General features: G+C 69.1%; 16 protein-coding genes. 5 read left to right on the top strand and 11 right to left on the bottom strand.

Annotated elements, in window-relative coordinates:
* Positions 1–11 precede the first annotated feature (11 nt).
* The 4 genes from qcrB to ctaE form a co-directional block, all read right to left on the bottom strand.
* Positions 12–1,637, bottom strand: a complete 1,626-nt coding sequence (gene qcrB, locus ACZ3IJ_RS15985; RefSeq protein ID WP_391797797.1) for a cytochrome bc1 complex cytochrome b subunit — start codon at positions 1,635–1,637, stop codon at positions 12–14.
* On the bottom strand, positions 1,634–2,686 hold the full coding sequence (gene qcrA / locus ACZ3IJ_RS15980) for a cytochrome bc1 complex Rieske iron-sulfur subunit (protein ID WP_391797796.1): 1,053 nt from the start codon (positions 2,684–2,686) through the stop codon (positions 1,634–1,636). Before qcrA ends, qcrB begins: the two co-directional genes overlap by 4 nt.
* Positions 2,683–3,492, bottom strand: coding sequence for a cytochrome bc1 complex diheme cytochrome c subunit (gene qcrC / locus ACZ3IJ_RS15975; protein WP_467468541.1), 810 nt, complete (start codon positions 3,490–3,492; stop codon positions 2,683–2,685). Before qcrC ends, qcrA begins: the two co-directional genes overlap by 4 nt.
* 67 nt (positions 3,493–3,559) lie before the next feature.
* Positions 3,560–4,180, bottom strand: a complete 621-nt coding sequence (gene ctaE / locus ACZ3IJ_RS15970) for an aa3-type cytochrome oxidase subunit III (RefSeq protein ID WP_352189322.1) — start codon at positions 4,178–4,180, stop codon at positions 3,560–3,562.
* Between the two features lie 177 nt (positions 4,181–4,357).
* On the opposite strand from ctaE, the gene ACZ3IJ_RS15965 reads away from it, so the two are divergent.
* Complete coding sequence (locus tag ACZ3IJ_RS15965) at positions 4,358–4,759, top strand: response regulator transcription factor (RefSeq protein WP_467468539.1); 402 nt, start codon at positions 4,358–4,360, stop codon at positions 4,757–4,759.
* A 52-nt stretch (positions 4,760–4,811) separates the two neighbouring features.
* On the opposite strand, the gene ACZ3IJ_RS15960 is transcribed toward ACZ3IJ_RS15965, so the two are convergent.
* The 4 genes from ACZ3IJ_RS15960 to ctaC form a co-directional block, all read right to left on the bottom strand.
* Positions 4,812–6,065 (bottom strand): L,D-transpeptidase, encoded by a 1,254-nt coding sequence (locus ACZ3IJ_RS15960; RefSeq protein ID WP_467468537.1) that lies wholly within the window; start codon positions 6,063–6,065, stop codon positions 4,812–4,814.
* A 120-nt stretch (positions 6,066–6,185) separates the two neighbouring features.
* Positions 6,186–6,584 carry a cytochrome c oxidase subunit 4 gene (locus tag ACZ3IJ_RS15955; RefSeq protein ID WP_352189325.1) on the bottom strand — a complete coding sequence of 133 codons (399 nt, stop codon included), beginning with the start codon at positions 6,582–6,584 and terminating at the stop codon, positions 6,186–6,188.
* A complete protein-coding gene (gene ctaD / locus ACZ3IJ_RS15950) occupies positions 6,581–8,317 on the bottom strand; it encodes an aa3-type cytochrome oxidase subunit I (RefSeq protein WP_383229195.1) in 1,737 nt (578 codons plus the stop codon). Before ctaD ends, ACZ3IJ_RS15955 begins: the two co-directional genes overlap by 4 nt.
* Positions 8,314–9,279 (bottom strand): aa3-type cytochrome oxidase subunit II, encoded by a 966-nt coding sequence (gene ctaC, locus ACZ3IJ_RS15945; protein ID WP_383229196.1) that lies wholly within the window; start codon positions 9,277–9,279, stop codon positions 8,314–8,316. Before ctaC ends, ctaD begins: the two co-directional genes overlap by 4 nt.
* Before the next feature lie 284 nt (positions 9,280–9,563).
* Between ctaC and ACZ3IJ_RS15940 the strand changes: the two genes are divergently transcribed.
* Positions 9,564–10,946 carry an aminotransferase class V-fold PLP-dependent enzyme gene (locus ACZ3IJ_RS15940; RefSeq protein ID WP_467468535.1) on the top strand — a complete coding sequence of 461 codons (1,383 nt, stop codon included), beginning with the start codon at positions 9,564–9,566 and terminating at the stop codon, positions 10,944–10,946.
* Between the two features lie 72 nt (positions 10,947–11,018).
* On the opposite strand, the gene ACZ3IJ_RS15935 is transcribed toward ACZ3IJ_RS15940, so the two are convergent.
* Positions 11,019–11,993 (bottom strand): carbohydrate kinase family protein, encoded by a 975-nt coding sequence (locus ACZ3IJ_RS15935; protein ID WP_467468533.1) that lies wholly within the window; start codon positions 11,991–11,993, stop codon positions 11,019–11,021.
* Between the two features lie 132 nt (positions 11,994–12,125).
* Here ACZ3IJ_RS15935 and ACZ3IJ_RS15930 point away from each other — a divergent pair, with 132 nt between their 5' ends.
* Positions 12,126–12,332, top strand: coding sequence for a hypothetical protein (locus tag ACZ3IJ_RS15930; protein WP_467468531.1), 207 nt, complete (start codon positions 12,126–12,128; stop codon positions 12,330–12,332).
* Between the two features lie 101 nt (positions 12,333–12,433).
* Positions 12,434–13,885: a hypothetical protein gene (locus ACZ3IJ_RS15925; protein WP_467468530.1), complete on the top strand. Its 1,452-nt coding sequence runs from the start codon at positions 12,434–12,436 to the stop codon at positions 13,883–13,885.
* Positions 13,886–13,966: 81 nt separating this feature from the next.
* Here ACZ3IJ_RS15925 and ACZ3IJ_RS15920 read toward each other — a convergent pair whose 3' ends face one another.
* Positions 13,967–14,323 carry a HesB/IscA family protein gene (locus ACZ3IJ_RS15920; protein WP_018848827.1) on the bottom strand — a complete coding sequence of 119 codons (357 nt, stop codon included), beginning with the start codon at positions 14,321–14,323 and terminating at the stop codon, positions 13,967–13,969.
* Positions 14,324–14,585: 262 nt separating this feature from the next.
* On the opposite strand from ACZ3IJ_RS15920, the gene nadA reads away from it, so the two are divergent.
* Positions 14,586–15,767 (top strand): quinolinate synthase NadA, encoded by a 1,182-nt coding sequence (nadA, locus tag ACZ3IJ_RS15915; RefSeq protein ID WP_467468528.1) that lies wholly within the window; start codon positions 14,586–14,588, stop codon positions 15,765–15,767.
* A 67-nt stretch (positions 15,768–15,834) separates the two neighbouring features.
* Here nadA and ACZ3IJ_RS15910 read toward each other — a convergent pair whose 3' ends face one another.
* Positions 15,835–18,993: an efflux RND transporter permease subunit gene (locus tag ACZ3IJ_RS15910; RefSeq protein ID WP_467468526.1), complete on the bottom strand. Its 3,159-nt coding sequence runs from the start codon at positions 18,991–18,993 to the stop codon at positions 15,835–15,837.
* Positions 18,994–19,103: the final 110 nt, after the last annotated feature.

The raw sequence follows: 19,103 nt of genomic DNA, 5'->3' as shown, positions 1-19,103 counted from the left end.
GGATCAGGTGATCAGTGGTGGCCGTGGCCGCTGGTGATCTCCTTGTACTCCTCGACGGTCGGCTTGGCGATCTGGCTGTCCTCGCCGTAGTAGCTCTTGTTGAGCCTGACGCGGAGCTTCTCCATGCGGCCGATCTTGCGCTCGACGCCGTTCTCGTCGACGAGCGGGCCGAGCTCGGCCGGCTTGTTCTGCTCGTGCGCCGTGAGGCGGTACAGCTCGCCCTGGCTGAGCGGCTGGTGGACCTCGACGAACTCGCCGTGCGGCAGACGCTTGATGATGCCGGACTCGCGTCCGTGCAGCACCTTGTCGTGGTCGCGGCGCTGCAGGCCGAGACAGATCCGCTTGGTGAGGATGAACGCGAGGACCGGCCCGACGAAGAAGAAGATCCGGACGAACCAGGTGATCGAGTTCAGCGACAGGTGGAAGTGGGTCGCCCAGAGGTCGTTTCCACCACCGACGAGCATGATCATGTACGCGGTGATCCAGGCGACACCGAAGGCGGTGCGCGTCGGAGCGTTGCGCGGGCGCTGCGCGATGTGGTGCTCGCGCTTGTCGCCGGTGATCCACGACTCGATGAACGGGTAGACCGCGATCGCCGCGAGGACCGCGGGGAAGATCGCCAGCGGGATCATCACGCCCAGGACGAGCGTGTGGCCCCAGAGGTTGATCTCCCAGCCCGGCATGACACGGATCAGACCCTCGGCGAAGCCCATGTACCAGTCGGGCTGGGCGCCGGTGGACACCTGGTCCGGACGGTACGGGCCGAGCGCCCAGATCGGGTTGATCGAGGCGATCGCCGCGATGACCGCGATGACACCGAAGACCAGGAAGAAGAAGCCTCCGGCCTTGGCCATGTAGACCGGCAGCAGCGGCATGCCCACGACGTTCTTGTTCGTACGGCCGGGGCCCTCGAACTGCGTGTGCTTGTGGTAGAAGACCAGGATCAGGTGGGCGACCACCAGACCGAGCATGATGCCGGGCAGCAGCAGGACGTGCGCCGAGTAGAACCGGGCCACGAAGTCGCCGCCGGGGAACTCCCCGCCGAACAGGAACATCGACAGGTACGTGCCGATGACCGGGACGGACAGGATCGCGCCCTGCATGAAGCGGACACCGGTGCCGGAGAGCAGGTCGTCCGGGAGCGAGTAACCGGTGAAGCCGGTGAACATGCCCAGGAAGAACAGCAGGAAGCCGAACAGCCAGTTGATCTCACGCGGCTTGCGGAACGCGCCCGTGAAGAACACGCGCATCATGTGCACGAACATGCCGGCGAGGAAGATCAGCGCCGCCCAGTGGTGGATCTGCCGGATGAGCAGACCACCGCGCACATCGAAGGAGATGTGCATGGTCGAGTTGAACGCCTCGGACATCAGCTGGCCCTGCAGCGGGATGTAGCTGCCGTGGTACTCCACCTCGTTCATCGACGGGTGGAAGAACATCGTCAGGTACACACCCGTGAGGATGATGATGATGAAGCTGTAGAGGCAGATCTCACCCAGCATGAAGGACCAGTGGTCCGGGAAGATCTTCCGCATGTTGGCCTTGGCCAGGGAGTAGATCCCGAGACGGCCGTCGGCCCAGTCGGCCACCCGCTCACCGGCGGGTGCCTTCTTCTTCGAATCGGTCACAGTGCTCATCCGCGCTCCCAGAAGGCAGGGCCGACGGGCTCGGCGAAGTCGCCGAGCGCCTCCAGGTTGCCCTTGTCGTTCACACCGATCCGCAGCTGCGGAAGGGCGTGGCCGGCCGGGCCGAAGATGACACGGGCGCCGTCGGAGAGGTCGAAGGTGGACTGGTGGCACGGGCAGAGCACGTGGTGCGTCTGCTGCTCGTACAGCGAGATCGGGCAGCCCACGTGGGTGCAGATCTTCGAGAAGGCCACGATGCCCTCGTGCGACCACTCGAGCTCGCGCTTGTCCTTGATGTCCTCCGGCTGGATCCGGACGATCATCAGGGCGGCCTTGGCGATCTCGACCTGGAAGTCGTGGTCGTGCTCGGACAGGCCCTCGGGCATCGCGAAGGTCAGCGAACCGACCGCGACGTCCTCGGGACGCAGCGGCTCGTGCGTGTTCATGTTGATGAGCTGCTTGCCCTCGGCCCACAGGGTGGACCGGAGCTTCTTCTCGGGCAGCGGGCCCATGTCACGCAGCAGCACGAGACCGGAGAGCGGTACGAGCGACAGCGCGCCGAACATCGTGTTGCGGATCAGCTTGCGGCGGCCCATGCCGGACTCGGCGGCACCGGCCGCGAAGTCCGCCATGACCTTCGCCTTGGTCTCCGCCGGAGCCGCGATCGGGTGACGCTCGTCGGCGATCTCCACGTCGGACATCAGGGTGCGGGCCCAGTGGACCGCTCCCGCGCCGATGAAGAAGAGCGCCGCGCCGAGGGTGAGACCCAGGGCGAAGTTGAGCGCGCTCACCCGGCCGAACGGCCAGATGTAGACGATCTTGTCGACCGGGAAGATCACGTACGACGCGATGAAGCCGACCGTGGCCAGCATCGACAGCGTGAACATGAAGGCGACCGCACGCTCGGACCGGCGGGCGGCCCGCTCGTCGATGTCCTGGATGCGCGGCTTGTGGGGCGGAAGGCCCGGGTCCGCGAACGGGTCGTCGAGGACCTTCACCGCGCCGTGCGCGGTGTCCTGCTCAGCGGGCAGGTTCTCTTCTGGAATCTCTTGGCTACTCATGACTTCTTGGCCTTAGCGGTGTGGGCCGCGACCCAGACGGCAACTGCGATCAGCGCACCGAGACCGAAGACCCAGGCGAACAGACCCTCGCTGACCGGGCCGAGGCCGCCGAGCGAGAGCCCGCCGGGGCTGTCGGCCTTTTCGCCGTTGACGGCCTGGACGTACGCGATGATGTCCTTCTTCTCCTTCTCCGGCATGGTCTTGTCCGGGAAGGAGGGCATGTTCTGCGGGCCGGTCTGCATGGCCTCGTACAGGTGCTTCGGGCTCACGCCTTCGAGGCTCGGGGCGTACTTGCCGTGCGTGAGCGCGCCGCCCTCACCGGTGAAGTTGTGGCACTGGGCACAGTTGGAGCGGAACAGGTCGCCACCACGGGCGATGTCGGCCCCGTCGGGGCTGTACTGCCCCTCCTTCGGCGTGATCGGGCCGGCACCGAGGGAGGCGATGTACGCCGCGAGCTGATCGATCTCAGCCTGCGAGTAGATGACCTTCTTCTTCGGCACCTGGGCGCCCGGCTGCTGGGCCGGCATGCGGCCCGTGCCGACCTGGAAGTCGACGGCCGCGGAGCCGACGCCTACCAGGGACGGGCCGTCAGAGGTGCCCTGACCGCCGGTGCCGTGGCAGCTGGCGCAGCCGACGGCGTAGAGCTTCTGGCCCTCCTCGATGGCGAGGGACTGGGCGGTTTCATCGGCCTTCGCCGTGCCCGCGGGCGCGAACGCGGCGTACAGCCCCCCGGTGGCCGCCAGCGCGAGGAGTAGGACGACGACCGCCGCCAGCGGATGGCGTCGTCGTGCGGAGAGCTTTTTCACGGATTACCCCGGTGTCAGGATCTTCTGCGTCGGTGCTTGCTGGATGTGCTCGGGTCCCGGGACCCGATTACTTGATCATGTAGATCGTGGCGAAGAGGCCGATCCAGACGACATCGACGAAGTGCCAGTAGTAGGACACGACGATGGCGGCGGTTGCCTGCTCGTGAGTGAACCTCTTGGCGGCGTACGTCCGGCCCAGGACCAGCAGGAAGGCGATGAGACCGCCCGTCACGTGCAGGCCGTGGAAGCCGGTGGTCAGGTAGAACACCGAGCCGTAGGGGTCCGACGAGAGCGAGAGCCCCTCGTGCTTGACCAGCTCGGTGTACTCGAACACCTGGCCGCCGATGAAGATCGCACCCATCACGAACGTGATGATGAACCACGTCCGGAGCTTCTTCACATCGCCCCGCTCGGCGGCGAAGACGCCGAGCTGGCAGGTGAGGGAGGAGAGCACCAGGATCGTGGTGTTGGTCGCCGAGAACGGGAAGTTCAAGGCGTCGGCCTTTTCCGTCCAGAACTCGGGACCGGTCACCGATCGCAGGGTGAAGTACATCGCGAAGAGGGCCGCGAAGAACATCAGCTCGGAACTCAGCCAGATGATGGTTCCGACGCTGGTGAGGTTCGGTCGATTGACCGACGGGTGCGCGTGCCCGGTTTCTACTGTCGTTACTGTCGCCACGACCGACATTATGTCGGTCGCTTATCCCGCCCTCACTCCGGGGGGTGCCGTTCGGAGTGTCAGGGGCGTCTGTCCAGCCCGAACGGCCCATTGAAGTGGCCTCCCAACCGGTGTCGTACCGGTGTTGACGGGGTGTGGGACGGAGTAGCATCCCGCGCATCGGTTGATGACCTTCACGGAGGAACGATGCAGTCGAGCGCCACGGTCCTGGTCTACAGCGACGACGCGAACACGCGGGAACAGGTGCGCCTGGCGGCGGGTCGCAGGCCCGCGGCCGACGTTCCGCCGGTCGAGTTCATCGAGTGCGCGACACTCCCGGCCGTGCTCAAGCGGCTGGAGGAGGGTGGCGTCGACGCCTGCGTGCTGGACGGCGAGGCCGTGCCGGCGGGAGGCATGGGCGTCTGCAGGCAGATCAAGGACGAGATCTTCCGCTGCCCGCCGGTGCTGCTCCTGATCGGCCGCCCGCAGGACGCGTGGCTGGCCACCTGGAGCCGTGCGGACGCCGCGGTCACCCTTCCGGTGGAACCGGTCGAGTTCGCGGCGTCCCTGGCGGCCCTGCTCCGCTCGCGTCTGTCGATCGACGCGTAGCCAGGACCCCGGCGAGTGAGCGCATGAGGCGCTGCGGAGGCGAACCGAGCCCTTAAACGAGCGGCCTGAGCCGGGACGGGTCCGGCTGGTGGGCGGCGCTCTTGGTGTCCGCGACCAGGGCGCTGCCCTCGCGCCACTTGTCCCAGGGCAGGTTCCAGTCGCCGAATCCGTTCCCGAACGGGTCCATCATGTCGCCGATGCTGTTGACGGTCTGCACGATGTCGCCCGGACGGACGGTCTCGAAGAACCAGGCCGCGTTCCCCGTCGACATGCCGACACAGCCGTGGCTGACGTTGGCGAACCCCTGCGAGCCCACGGACCAGGGCGCGGCGTGGACGTACTCGCCGCTCCAGGTCACCCGTGTCGCGTAGTAGACGGGCAGGTCGTACGACTCCGAGCTGCCCTCCGCGATGCCGACGCTGGTGCCGCGCATCCGGACGAAGTACTCCTTGCCGAGGATGACTTTGATGCCGTTGCGGGTGGAGAAGCCCGGTTTGCCGGTGGTCACCGGCATGGTCTTGATCACTTCTCCGTTGCGCCGCACGGTCATGGAGAACGTGCCGGCGTCCGCGACGGCCTCGATCCGGTCGCCGATCGTCAGCTCGAGCGGCTTGGAGTCCCCGCCGTACAGCTTGTCGCCGACCTTGACGCCCGCCAGGTTGGCGGTGGCCGTGATCGCCGCGCCGGCGGGCCAGTACTCCTTCGGACGGAAGTGCAGTTTCCGGTCGTCGACCCAGTGCCAGGAGCCCTCGACGGCCGGGGTCGAGCGCACCTTCAGCGCCCGTTCGACCACCGCGCGGGCCTTCCGGTCCTTGACGGGGAGGCTGAGGTCGGCCGTGATGGGCTGTCCGACGCCGTACTTGCCCGCCTCCGGGCCGAACGCGACCGTCAGGGCCCGCTTGGCCGGGGTCGTCTCGAAGGTGAACGTGCGGGCGCCGGGGGCCCCGTCCTCGTCCTCCGTGGACACCTTGACGGTGTAGGTCGCGCCGGCCGTCAGGGAGCCCGTGGAGCGCCAGAGACGGCCGTCGGCGGTGAGTTCGCCGGCCAGGTGGTGCCCGGTCGCGTCGACGGCCGTCACGTCCGTGATGCGGCCGTCCGCGCCCTTGGCCGTGATCTCCAGGGCCTTGTCCGGGTCGGCCTTCCTGCCGTCGGTGGGGGCGCTGAAGGCGACCTGCTCCGCCGCGTCGTAGGGCTTGGCGGAGAGCGGATTGCCGTCGGTGCCCGCGCAGGCACCGGCGCCGGCGGTGACCAGGAGGGCCAAAAGGGTGCAGCTCAGAACAGTCCGAATGCGCGGCGTGTCGTTCATGACATCACCGTAAGAACAATCCTCGCGGCCAGCGCGCCGAGTGCTGCAAACGAGGGGCCCGGACACTTCGGGTGACGAAGTGTCCGGGCCCCTCGGGGTGTTGCGGGGTACTGCTACGGGCTACTGGTTCTGGTTCTCACCGCGGTAGAACTCGAACACCCAGCCGAACAGGCCGACCAGGATCAGCGGAGCCGAGAAGTACAGGATCCACCAGCCCATGGCGACGGCGAGGAAGGCGAGCGCGCCACCGATGGCCAGCGAGAGCGGCTGCCAGCTGTGCGGGGCGAAGAAGCCCACCTCGCCGGCCTCGTCCGCGACGTCGGCCTCCTTGTCGTCCTGCGCCATCGCGTCGACCCGCCGGGCCGTGAAGGCCAGGTAGTAGCCGATCATGATGGCGAGGCCGAAGGCCAGGAAGAGCGCCGTGGTACCGACCGGCTCCTTCGACCAGACGCCGTAGAGGATCGCCATGGCGAGGATGAAGACGCTCAGCCAGATGAACATCTTGCCCTGGATCTTCACTTGCCGGCCTCCTTGCTGCCGGTGAGGGCCTCGGCCTCGTGCGGCTTGTTCTCGAGCTGGTCGAGAGCGGCGATCTCAGGGTGGTGCAGGTCGAACGCCGGGGATTCGGAACGGATCCGCGGCAGGGTGAGGAAGTTGTGCCGCGGGGGCGGGCAGGAGGTGGCCCACTCCAGCGAACGGCCGTAACCCCACGGGTCGTCGACCTCGATCTTCTTGCCGTACTTGGCGGTCTTCCAGACGTTGTAGAGGAACGGCAGGATCGACAGGCCGAGCAGGAACGAGGAGATCGTCGAGATCGTGTTCAGCGCGGTGAAGCCGTCGGCGTCCAGGTAGTCCGCGTAACGACGCGGCATGCCCTCGGCACCCAGCCAGTGCTGCACCAGGAACGTGCCGTGGAAGCCGATGAAGAGCGTCCAGAAGGTGATCTTGCCGAGCCGCTCGTCCAGCATCTTGCCGGTGAACTTCGGCCACCAGAAGTGGAAGCCGGCGAACATCGCGAAGACCACGGTGCCGAAGACGACGTAGTGGAAGTGCGCGACGACGAAGTACGAGTCGGAGACGTGGAAGTCCATCGGCGGCGAGGCCAGGATGACGCCCGTCAGGCCACCGAAGGTGAAGGTGACCAGGAAGCCGATCGTCCAGAGCATCGGCGTCTCGAAGGACAACGAGCCCTTCCACATCGTTCCGATCCAGTTGAAGAACTTCACGCCGGTCGGTACGGCGATGAGGAACGTCATGAAGGAGAAGAACGGCAGGAGCACGCCGCCCGTGACGTACATGTGGTGCGCCCACACGGTCACGGAGAGACCGGCGATCGCGATCGTCGCGGCCACCAGACCGATGTAGCCGAACATCGGCTTACGGCTGAAGACCGGGATGACCTCGGAGACGATGCCGAAGAACGGCAGCGCGATGATGTACACCTCTGGGTGGCCGAAGAACCAGAAGAGGTGCTGCCACAGCAGTGCGCCGCCGTTGGACGCGTCGAAGACGTGTGCGCCGAACTTGCGGTCGGCCTCCAGCGCGAAGAGCGCGGCGGCGAGGACCGGGAAGGCGAGCAGGACCAGCACACCGGTCAGCAGCACGTTCCAGGTGAAGATCGGCATGCGGAACATCGTCATGCCCGGAGCGCGCATGCAGATGATCGTGGTGATGAAGTTGACCGAGCCGAGGATCGTGCCGAAGCCGGAGAAGGCCAGACCCATGATCCACATGTCGGCGCCGACACCCGGCGAGCGGACGGCGTCCGACAGCGGGGAGTAGGCGAACCAGCCGAAGTCGGCCGCACCCTGCGGGGTGAGGAAGCCGGCCACCGCGATGATCGAGCCGAAGAGGTACAGCCAGTACGCGAACATGTTCAGCCGCGGGAACGCCACGTCGGGCGCGCCGATCTGCAGCGGCATGATCCAGTTCGCGAATCCGGCGAACAGCGGCGTCGCGAACATCAGCAGCATGATCGTGCCGTGCATCGTGAACGCCTGGTTGAACTGCTCGTTCGACATGATCTGCGTGCCCGGACGGGCCAGCTCGGCGCGCATGAAGAGCGCCATCAGGCCGCCGATGCAGAAGAAGACGAACGACGTGACCAGGTACAGCGTGCCGATCGTCTTGTGGTCGGTGGTGGTCAGCCACTTCACCACCACATTGCCGGGCTGCTTGCGGCGTACCGGGAGCTCGTTCTCGTACGAGTCCTCAGCCGCGGCCGCACCCTGGGGTTCGTTGAGGATGCTCACAGTTGGTTCTTCTCCGCATTCCTGGCCGGGTCCGTCTGCTCAATGCCCGACGGGATGTAGCCGGTCTGCCCCTTCTCCGCCAGCTCCTTCAGGTGCTGCTGGTAGCGCTCCGGAGAGACCACCTTGACGTTGAAGAGCATCCGGGAGTGGTCGACACCGCACAGCTCGGCGCACTTTCCGAGGAAGGTGCCCTGCTTGTTCGGGGTCACCTCGAAGACGTTGGTGTGACCCGGGATGACGTCCTGCTTGAACAGGAAGGGGACCACCCAGAAGGAGTGGATGACATCACGGGAGGTCAGGACGAACCGGACCTTCTCGCCCTCGGGCAGCCACAGGGTCGGGCCCGGGTTGCCGGTCTGCGGGTTCCGGTCGCCCGGGATGCCGGCGTCGTAGACGCCGCCGGCGTTCGCCGGGAACTGGTCCTGGTACTTGTCCGGAATGGCGTCGAGGTTGGGGGCCGTCTGAGCGTCACCCGTCACCCCGGGCACGTTCTCGATGTAGTTGAAGCCCCAGCTCCACTGGTAGCCGACCACGTTGATCGTGTGGGCCGGCTTGTCGGAGAGCGAAAGGAGCTTCGACTCGTCGCGCGCGGTGAAGTAGAAGAGCACCGACACGATGATGAGTGGAGTGACCGTGTACAGCGCCTCGATGGGCATGTTGTACCGCGTCTGCGGAGGTACCTCGACCTTGGTGCGGCTGCGCCGGTGGAACATGACGGACCACAGGATCAGCCCCCACACCAGGACGCCCGTGACGAGCGCAGCCGCCCACGAGCCCTGCCACAGGGAGAGGATCGTGGGAGCCTCTTCCGTGACGGGGGTGGGCATACCAAGGCGGGGGAAGTCTTCCCAGTTGTACGAGCAGCCGGTGGCTGTCGCCAGGATCAGGCCCGCAGTCAGCACCTGCGGCAGCTTCCGCCGCATCGGGCGCCGCGACGAGCGGTCGGAGCCGTTGGGACTCACGTAGCGCCTTCCCGAGAGTCTCGGCCCGCGCTGGTCGGCTACGGCCGTCTCGCTGGTCGGTCGCCGCCCCGGCCGCGGGCAGGGGTTTGGATGTTTATGCGGACCAAACCCTACTGGACGCTATTTGGGGTCGCGCGGGGAGGGTGCCCAACGCGCCGTCCGACTCCCCGAAGGGGTGGACCCGCCCCCTCCGCAGGCGGGTCCGGGGCCCCGGACGTGCGGCGATCGACGGCCCGCGCGGGGCATCTGACGGGGGATTACGGAGCGGGGACTAGCGTGGGGCCGTGCCCTACTTCGACGCCGCGTCCTCCGCCCCGCTCCACCCCGTCGCCCGCCAGGCGCTGCTTGCCTCCCTGGACGAGGGCTGGGCCGATCCGGCCCGGCTCTACCGGGAGGGGCGGCGGGCCCGGATGCTGCTCGACGCGGCGCGGGAGGCCGCGGCGGAGGCCGTGGGCTGCCGCCCCGACGAGCTGGTGTTCACTCCTTCGGGGACGCGGGCGGTGCATACGGGGATTGCCGGCGCGCTCGCCGGGCGTCGGCGTGTCGGGGACCGGCTGGTGGTCTCGGCGGTCGAGCACTCCTCCGTACTGCACGCGGGCGAGGCGCACGCCGCAGCGGGCGGTTCGCTGACGGAGGTGCCCGTGGGCCGGTCCGGGGCGGTGGAGGCCGCGGCCTTCGCGGCGGCCCTGGAGCCGGGGACGGCGCTGGCCTGTCTGCAGTCCGCCAACCACGAGGTGGGGACGGCGCAGCCGGTCGCGGAGGTGGCGGAGGCGTGCCGCGCGGCGGAGGTGCCGCTGCTCGTGGACGCGGCGCAGTCACTGGGCTGGGGGCCGGTGGAGGGGCCCTGGTCGCTGCTGGCGGCGAGTGCGCACAAGTGGGGCGGTCCGGCGGGGGTCGGCCTGCTCGCGGTCCGCAAGGGTGTCCGCTTCTCCCCCCAAGGCCCGGCGGACGAGCGGGAGTCGGGCCGGTCGGCCGGTTTCGAGAACCTGCCGGCGATCGTGGCGGCGGCGGCGTCGCTGCGGGCCGTGCGGGCGGAGGCGGAGGCCGAGGGGGCGCGGCTGCGGGGTCTGGTGGACCGGATCCGGGCGCGGGTTCCGGAGCTCGTCCCCGATGTGGAGGTGGTGGGCGACCCGGTGCGCCGGCTCCCCCATCTCGTCACGTTCTCGTGTCTCTATGTCGACGGAGAGACGTTGCTCCACGAGCTGGACCGGGAGGGTTTCTCCGTTTCGTCCGGTTCGTCGTGTACGAGCTCGACGCTGACGCCCAGCCATGTGCTGCGCGCGATGGGAGTGCTGAGCGAGGGCAACGTGCGGGTGTCCCTGCCGGCGGGCACGGCGGAGGAGGACGTGGACCGCTTCCTGGCGGTGCTGCCGGGGGTGGTCGCGCAGGTACGGGAGCGACTCGGCGCTCCGGAGGCGGCGACGGAGCCGGGCGTCTCGGGGTCGCTCGTGGTCGACGCGCTGGGCAAGCGCTGCCCGATCCCGGTGATCGAGCTGGCGAAGGTGATCGGCGACGTGCCGCTGGGGGGCACGGTCACCGTCCTCGCGGACGACGAGGCGGCCCGTCTGGACATCCCGGCCTGGTGCGAGATGCGCGGCCAGGAGTACGTGGGCGAGGAGCCGTCCCCGAAGGGCGGGTCGGCGTACGTGGTGCGCCGGGTGGCGTAGGGGCTCCGCGCCCCTGCGCCGGGTGGCCTCGGGGCTCCGCCCGCTCCGCGCCGGGCGGAGCCCCTACGGGGGTCAGCCCAGGTGCGTCTGGACCTCGGCCGCGGCCTCGTCGCCGTACGCCTTGGTGAAGCGCTCCATGAAGTTCGCCCGGCGCAGCGTGTACTCCTGGGTGCCCAGGGTCTCGATCACCAGCGTGGCGAGCATGCAGCCGACCTGGGCCGCGCGCTCCAGGGTGACGCCCCACGACAGGCCGGTGAGGAAGCCGGCTCGGAACGCGTCGCCGACCCCGGTCGGGTCGACCTTGGCGTCCTCCTCCGCGCAGCCGACCTCGATGGTCTCCCCGCCCGCGCTCTCGATGCGCACGCCGCGCGAGCCGAGCGTGGTGACCCGGTGGCCGACCCGGCCGAGGATCTCCTCGTCGGTCCATCCGGTCTTGGACTCGATGAGGCCCTTCTCGTACTCGTTGGAGAAGAGGTACGTGGCGCCGTCCAGGAGCGTGCGGATCTCCTGGCCGTCCATGCGCGCGATCTGCTGGGAGAAGTCCGCGGCGAAGGGGATGGCCCGCGCCTTGCACTCCTCGGTGTGGCGCAGCATCGCCTCGGGGTCGTCGGCGCCGATCAGGACGAGGTCGAGGCCGCCCACGCGGTCGGCGACGGCCTTCAGCTCGATCTGCCGGGCCTCGCTCATCGCGCCCGTGTAGAAGGAGCCGATCTGGTTGTGGTCCTTGTCCGTGGTGCAGACGAACCGGGCGGTGTGCAGGACCTCGGAGATCCGCACCGAGCCGGTGTCGACACCGTGGCGGTCGAGCCAGGCGCGGTACTCGTCGAAGTCGTAACCGGCCGCACCCACGAGGATCGGGTTGCCGCCGAGCTGGCCCATGCCGAAGCAGATGTTCGGGCCCACGCCTCCCCTGCGGATGTCGAGGTTGTCGACGAGGAAGGAGAGGGAGACCGTGTGCAGCTGGTCCGCGACGAGCTGGTCTGCGAACCGGCCGGGGAAGGTCATGAGGTGGTCGGTGGCGATGGAGCCGGTGACTGCGATACGCACGGCTGGGCGCTCCTGCGGGACGGAAAGGGGTTGACAGTTCACGCTACCGGCTGGAGGCTGTCCTGCCGAACAGTGGAAACTACCTCAGAGTAGGTCTTTTCCCCGGAGGCGTCGCGTGCGTACGGTGCGCGTATGTCCACGTACCCCGCTCCTCGTGAGCATCAGGAGTCCGAGTTCAGCCTGGCCCAGCTGTGCGGCGACAGTGCGCGGATGGCCCCCCACTGGGTGGTGCCCGCGGCCGACGTTCCCGCCAGGGTCTCCCCCGCCCGCATCCACGGCGTCGTCGTTCCGCCCGCCTCGGCGCGGCTGATCGCCGCGACGTCCGAATACGGCTCCTGAGCGACGGAACCACCCGCTCGTCCATTCCGTCCCACTGATGTCCTCCGGGGGCTGTCTCCCGGAAGGACGCCTTCCAGGGGCAGGGACGAAGGAGCGATGCGGTGAGCGGTACGGAGAACCGGCGGATGCGGCACCGGCCGCTGCTCGTGGCCTCGGTGGCGACGGGCGTCCTGCTGGCCGGGGGCGGCGGGGTGTACTTCGCGACCACGGCCTCCGAGGGCGGTGACAGCCGGCCCGCGGGCGCGGCCGCTCCCCCGCCGCTGCGCCTGGACGCCAAGAACGGCACGGGCGGCGTGGACGGTACCGGCGGTGCGGACGGCGGGGCCGGCATCGCGCCGGGCGAGCCCGACCCGAGCGGCGGCGGAGCCGTCTACCGGGCCAGGGGACCCCTGCCCGAGGGACCCTCCTCGGCCGCGGTCCACCGGCCCGAGGGCCGGGTCACGGCGGCGGAGGTGACCCGGCTCGCCCGCGCCCTGGGCATCCCGGGCGCGCCGCGCCTCGAGGGCGAGGTCTGGAAGATCGCGCCGGAGAAGGACGGCTCCGGGCTGCGGCTCGACGTGTCGGCCGAGGCCCCCGGCAGCTGGACGTTCTCGCGGTACGAGGGGGGTCCGGCCGGTGACACCTGCCTCAAGGGCAAGGCGTGTCCCCCACCGGGCGAGGTGAAGCCCCCGAGCGGCGGGCCGGTGAGCGAGGCGGCGGCGAGGGCGGCGGCCACCCCCGTACTGAAGGCGATCGGCCAGGAGGACGCGAAGCTGGACGCGAGCCAGCTGATGGGGTCGGTACGGGTGGTCAACGCCGACCCGGTCGTGGGCGGGCTGCCGACGTACGGCTGGTCGACCGGCATCCATGTCGGCCCGGACGGTGAACCGGTCGCGGGAAGCGGGCACTTGAAGGAGCCGGCGAAGGGGGCCGACTACCCGCTGATCAGCGCGGACAGGGCCCTGGAGGAGCTGAACAAGGCGTCGTCCGGCCCCGGCTCGATCGGCATCGGCGGCTGCGCGACGGATCCGCCGGCCGGCGAGGCGGCCCGGGAGGCGCCGACGGTGACCTGCGAGCCGGGCGCCGCGCCGAAGGAGCTGGCCGTCACGGGCGCGACCCTCGGGCTCGCCGCGCAGTTCGTCGACGGTGAGCGGGCGCTCGTACCGTCCTGGCTGTTCCGGGTGGAGTCGGAGGCCGGGGCGGAGCCCCACACGGTGGTACGGACGGCTGTGGCGCCGGAGCACCTGGCGCCCCCTGCCGAGCCGAGCCCCACGCCGACGCCGGACCCCGGTCAGGGCACGGCGCCCGTGCGGCAGATCCAGTCGTACCGCGTCGACGGCACCGGGACGAAGCTCTCGGTGACCTTCTGGGGCGGGGTGTGCAGCACCTACACGGCCACGGCCGGCGAGAGCGCCGACAAGGTCACCGTGCGCGTGACGGAGAAGGCGACGGACCCGGGCCGGGCGTGCATCGCCATGGCGGTCGAGGTGACCCGGACGGTGACGCTGGAGCAGCCGCTGGGCGGCCGGACGGTCGTGGACGCGCCGAGCGGGGAGCCCGTCCCGCGCCGGTAGGCACGCGCACCACGGCGTACGTACGAGGGCGGCCGCCCCGGAGTCCCCGGGGCGGCCGCCCTCGTACGTACGACTGACGACTCAGCTGAACGAGTCACCGCAGGCGCAGGAGCCCGTGGCGTTCGGGTTGTCGATCGTGAAGCCCTGCTTCTCGATGGTGTCGACGAAGTCGATGGAGGCGCCGCCCAGGTACGGGGCGCTCATGCGGTCGGTGACGACCTTGACGCCGTCGAAGTCCTTGACGACGTCGCCGTCGAGCGAACGCTCGTCGAAGAAGAGCTGGTAGCGCAGGCCGGAGCAGCCGCCGGGCTGTACGGCGACGCGCAGCGCCAGGTCGTCGCGGCCTTCCTGGTCGAGCAGGGCCTTGACCTTGGCCGCGGCGGCGTCAGACAGGAGGATGCCGTCGCTGACAGTGGTCTTCTCGTCCGATACGGACATCTGCTTCTCTCCCGGGTTGTACGGAGACTGCTTGCCGACGGGTCCAACCGGCGGGGCCCCGGATTCATTCCGGGCGAGGCTCGGCCTTCACGTCTTTTCCCCTTCATGCTCGCACACCCGCCCGCGAAGCGGAGAACGGCAAGATCCGAACCGTGGACCGCGAATTCGTCACATCGACACTATGGACATCGTCAAAGTGACGTGAAGCGGTTATGATAGATAGCGTCATTTAGACGAAAAGCGTTGCCGCAGATAAGAAAGGGTGCGTGACGTGACCACCGCCCAGCCCCTGGACGTCCAGCCGACGCCGCTCGCCCTGCTGCTGCTCGGCCGCGAGGCCGACCCGAAGAGCGAGCGCGGAGTGGAGTGTCCCGGCGACCTTCCGTCGCCCTCCGACCCCGACCTGGTGGAGCGCGCCCGCGCGGCCAAGGAGAAGCTCGGGGACAAGGTCTTCGTGCTCGGCCACCACTACCAGCGCGACGAGGTCATCCAGTTCGCCGACGTCACGGGCGACTCCTTCAAGCTCGCCCGTGACGCGGCCGCCCGCCCGGAGGCCGAGTACATCGTCTTCTGCGGTGTGCACTTCATGGCCGAGTCGGCCGACATCCTCACCACGGACGACCAGAAGGTCGTCCTGCCCGACCTCGCGGCCGGCTGCTCGATGGCCGACATGGCCACCGCCGAGCAGGTCGCCGAGTGCTGGGACGTGCTGACCGAGGCCGGCGTGGCCGACCAGGTCGTACCCGTCTCGTACATGAACTCCTCGGCCGACATCAAGGCCTTCACGGGGAAGCACGGGGGCACGATCTGCACCTCGTCCAACGCCAAGCGCGCCCTCGACTGGGCCTTCGAACAGGGTGAGAAGGTCCTGTTCCTGCCCGACCAGCACCTGGGCCGGAACACGGCGGTGCGGGAGATGGGCATGTCGCTCGACGACTGCGTCCTGTACAACCCGCACAAGCCGAACGGCGGCCTGACCGTCGAGGAGCTGCGGAACGCCAAGATGATCCTGTGGCGTGGCCACTGCTCGGTGCACGGCCGGTTCTCGCTGGACTCGGTCAACGACGTGCGCGAGCGGATCCCGGGCGTGAACGTGCTGGTGCACCCCGAGTGCAAGCACGAGGTCGTCGCCGCCGCGGACTACGTCGGCTCGACGGAGTACATCATCAAGACGCTGGAGGCGGCCCCGGCCGGCTCGAAGTGGGCGATCGGCACGGAGCTGAACCTGGTCCGCCGCGTGGCCAACGCACACCCGGACAAGGAGGTCGTCTTCCTCGACAAGACGGTCTGCTTCTGCTCGACCATGAACCGGATCGACCTGCCGCACCTGGTGTGGGCGCTGGAGTCGCTGGCCGAGGGCAACCTGGTCAACCGGATCCAGGTCGACAAGGAGACCGAGAGCTTCGCGAAGCTGGCGCTGGAGCGGATGCTGGCGCTGCCGTAACGCTTCTCCGGTAGACGCGCCGAAGGGCGCCCCGCACTGAGCGGGGCGCCCTTCGCCGTGTGGGGCGTCAGATGTCGAGCGCGTCCAGCAGCGTCGCGTCCGCGGGGGTCCCGTCCGGCTGCTCGGGGTTGTCGAGCGTGCCGTCCCGCTTCTTCGCCTTCTTCGCCCTCTTGTCCGCCTTCTTCTTCGCGCGGCGCTCCTTGCGGAGCTCCACCATCGCGTAGAGCGTCGGGACGAGCAGCAGCGTCAGCAGCGTCGAGGTGATCAGACCGCCGATCACGACCACCGCCAGCGGCTGGGCGATGAAGCCGCCCTCGCCGGTGACGCCGAGCGCCATCGGCAGCAGCGCGAAGATCGTCGCCAGGGCCGTCATCAGGATCGGGCGGAGCCGGTGACGGCCGCCCTCGACGACCGCCTCGACGATCCCCAGCCCCTGCGACCTGTACTGGTTGATCAGGTCGATCAGGACGATCGCGTTGGTCACCACGATGCCGATCAGCATCAGCATGCCGATCATCGCCGGGACGCCCATCGCCGTGCCCGTGATCACGAGCAGACCGATCGCGCCGGTCGCCGCGAACGGGATCGACACCAGCAGGATCAGCGGCTGGACGAGCGACTTGAAGGTCGCGACCAGGAGCATGAACACGATCGCGATCGCCGCGAGCATCGCGAGGCCGAGGTTGACGAACGCCTCGGACTGGTCCTCGGAGACACCGCCGATGGAGGCGGTCGCGCCCTTCGGGAGGTCGAGGGCCGCGATCTTCGACTGGAGGTCCGCGCTCACCGCGCCGGTGTTGTCGCCGGTCGGCTTGGCGGTGATCGTCGCGGCCCGCGAGCCGTCGATCCGGGTCATCGAGACGGGGCCCGGGACCAGCTTCACGTCGGCGATGTCGCCGAGCTTGACCGGTCCGAGCGGCAGCGCCTTCAGGCTCTCCATCGTGGTGGCCGGCTTCGCCGAGGTCAGGACGATGTCCCGCTCGGAGTCGTCGAGGATCGCCTTGCCCGCCGGGGTGCCCCGGACCGCCTGCGCGACGGCCATGCCGAGCGTCGTGTCGTCGAAGCCGAGGTCCGCGGCCTTCGCGTTGGCCTTGACGGAGATCCGCGGCACGGACTGCGACAGGTCGCTCTGGACGTCGGTGACGTCCTTCAGCTTCGCGACCTCCGCCTTGACCGCCTCGGAGGCCTCCTTCAGGGTGTCCGCGTCGGAGGCCTTGACCACCACGCTCAGGTCCTGGCTGCCGAAGCCGTCGCCCGCCGCGATCGTCGTGTCGCCGATGCCCTCGAGCTCGCGGAGGCCCTCGTCGATGGCGTCACGGGTCTTCTCGTACGACGCCGAGTCGTCCAGCGTGACCTGGTACGAGGCCTGGTTGGCGCCCGTGCCGCCGCCGAAGGCGGCCATGAAGCCCGAGGAGCCGACCGTGACCTGGTAGTTCTTCACCCCGTCGGTGGAGGCGAGGACCTTCTCGATCTTCTTCGCGGACTCGTCGGCGGCCGCGAGGCTGGTGCCGGGAGCCAGCTCCTGCTTGATGCTCAGGACCTCCTGCTCGCCCTGGTCGAAGAAGTTCGTCTTCAGGAGCGGGGCCATGCCGAAGGTGCCGACCAGGACGACGATCGCGATCGCCACGCTGGTGAGGCGGCGCCGGGTCGCGAACCGCAGAACGGGGACGTACAGGCGCTGCAGCCGGCTCCGGCTCTCCTTCTCCTCCGCCAGGCGCCGGGCCTCGTCCGGGTCCTCCGACGTGCCCTTGGGGGCGCGCAGGAACCAGTACGAGAGCACCGGGACGACGGTCAGCGAGACCAGGAGCGAGGCGAGGAGGGCCGCGGAGACGGTCAGGCTGAACGAGCCGAAGAGCTCGCCGACCATGCCGCCGACCAGACCGATCGGCAGGAAGACCGCGACGGTGGTGAGCGTGGAGGAGGTCACGGCGCCCGCGACCTCGCGTACGGCGGTGAGGATCGCCGCCTGGCGCTCCTCTCCGTAGCCGAGGTGCCGCTTGATGTTCTCCAGGACCACGATCGAGTCGTCGACGACCCGGCCGATGGCGATGGTGAGGGCGCCCAGCGTCAGCATGTTGAGCGAGAGGTCACGGGTCCACAGCACGATCAGGGCCAGGACGACCGAGAGCGGGATGGAGACCGCGGTGACCAGGGTGGAGCGGATCGAGGCGAGGAAGACCAGGATCACCAGGACGGCCATGACGAGACCGAGCGCGCCCTCCGTGGTCAGACCGGAGATCGACTTGGAGACCGCGGGGCCCTGGTCGGAGACGACGGTGAGCTCGGCGCCCGAGCCGAGGTCCGCGCGCAGCTCGGGGAGCTTGTCCTTGACCGCGTCCGAGATGGCGACGGCGCTTCCGTCGTTGTCCATGGTGGCCATGACGGCGAGGCTCGGCTTGCCGTCCGTGCGGGTGATGGAGACCCGGGAGGCCTCCGTCTGCTGCACCGTGGCCACGTCGGCGAGGCGGACGGCCTCGCCCTTCTCGGGCTTGATGCGCAGGTCCTGGATCTGCTGGAGCGAGGTGAAGCCGCCGCCGACCTGCACGGTGCGGCTCTTGCCGTCCTCGGAGAAGGAACCCGCGGGCACCGTGCCGCCGCCCGACCGGATGGCCTCGGCGAGCTTCATGGTGGTGAGGCCGGCCGCGGCGAGCTTCCTGTCGTCGGGGGTGACGGAGACCTGGAGATCCTGGACGCCGTCGATGGAGACCTGGCCGACTCCGTCGATGTCCTCGAGGGCGGGGACGACCGTGCGCTCCAGCTGGTCGGCGAGCGCCTGCTGGTCCTTGTCGGAGGTGACGGCGAGCACCACGGTCGGGATGTCGTCGGTGGAACCGGCGACGACCTGCGGGTCGACTCCGTCGGGAAGCGCCACGCGGGCCCGGTTCACGGCCTGCTGGACGTCGGCGACGAGCTGCTTGGTGCCCTCGTCGCCGTAGTCGAAGGTGGCCATGATGAGGGCGTTGCCCTCGGAGGCGGTGGAGGTGACGCCCTTGATGCCGTCGACGGCCTTGATCGTGCTTTCGAGCGGTTCGACGACCTGCTTCTCGACCACGTCGGGCGACGCGCCCTGGTAGGGGGCGAGGACCGAGACCATCGGGAGCTCGATCGAGGGCAGCAGTTGCTGCTTCAGCTGCGGGATGGCTATCGCCCCGAAGACGATGGCCACGATGGACATCAGCCCGATCAGGGCCCGTTGCGCGAGGCTGAATCTGGACAGCCAGGACATGGGGTCTCTCTTCTGTGGCGTGCTCGGCAGGCGGGCGGTGATGGGTGCCCGCCTACACGATCAGCCATGGGAAGCGCCGGATCCTCGGCCCCGGGGTCCAAATCCTTATC

This window comes from Streptomyces sp. NPDC013317 (assembly GCF_055563155.1).
The sequence above is the reverse complement of the archived record's forward strand: the minus strand, read 5'-3'. Positions and strand labels throughout refer to the sequence as shown.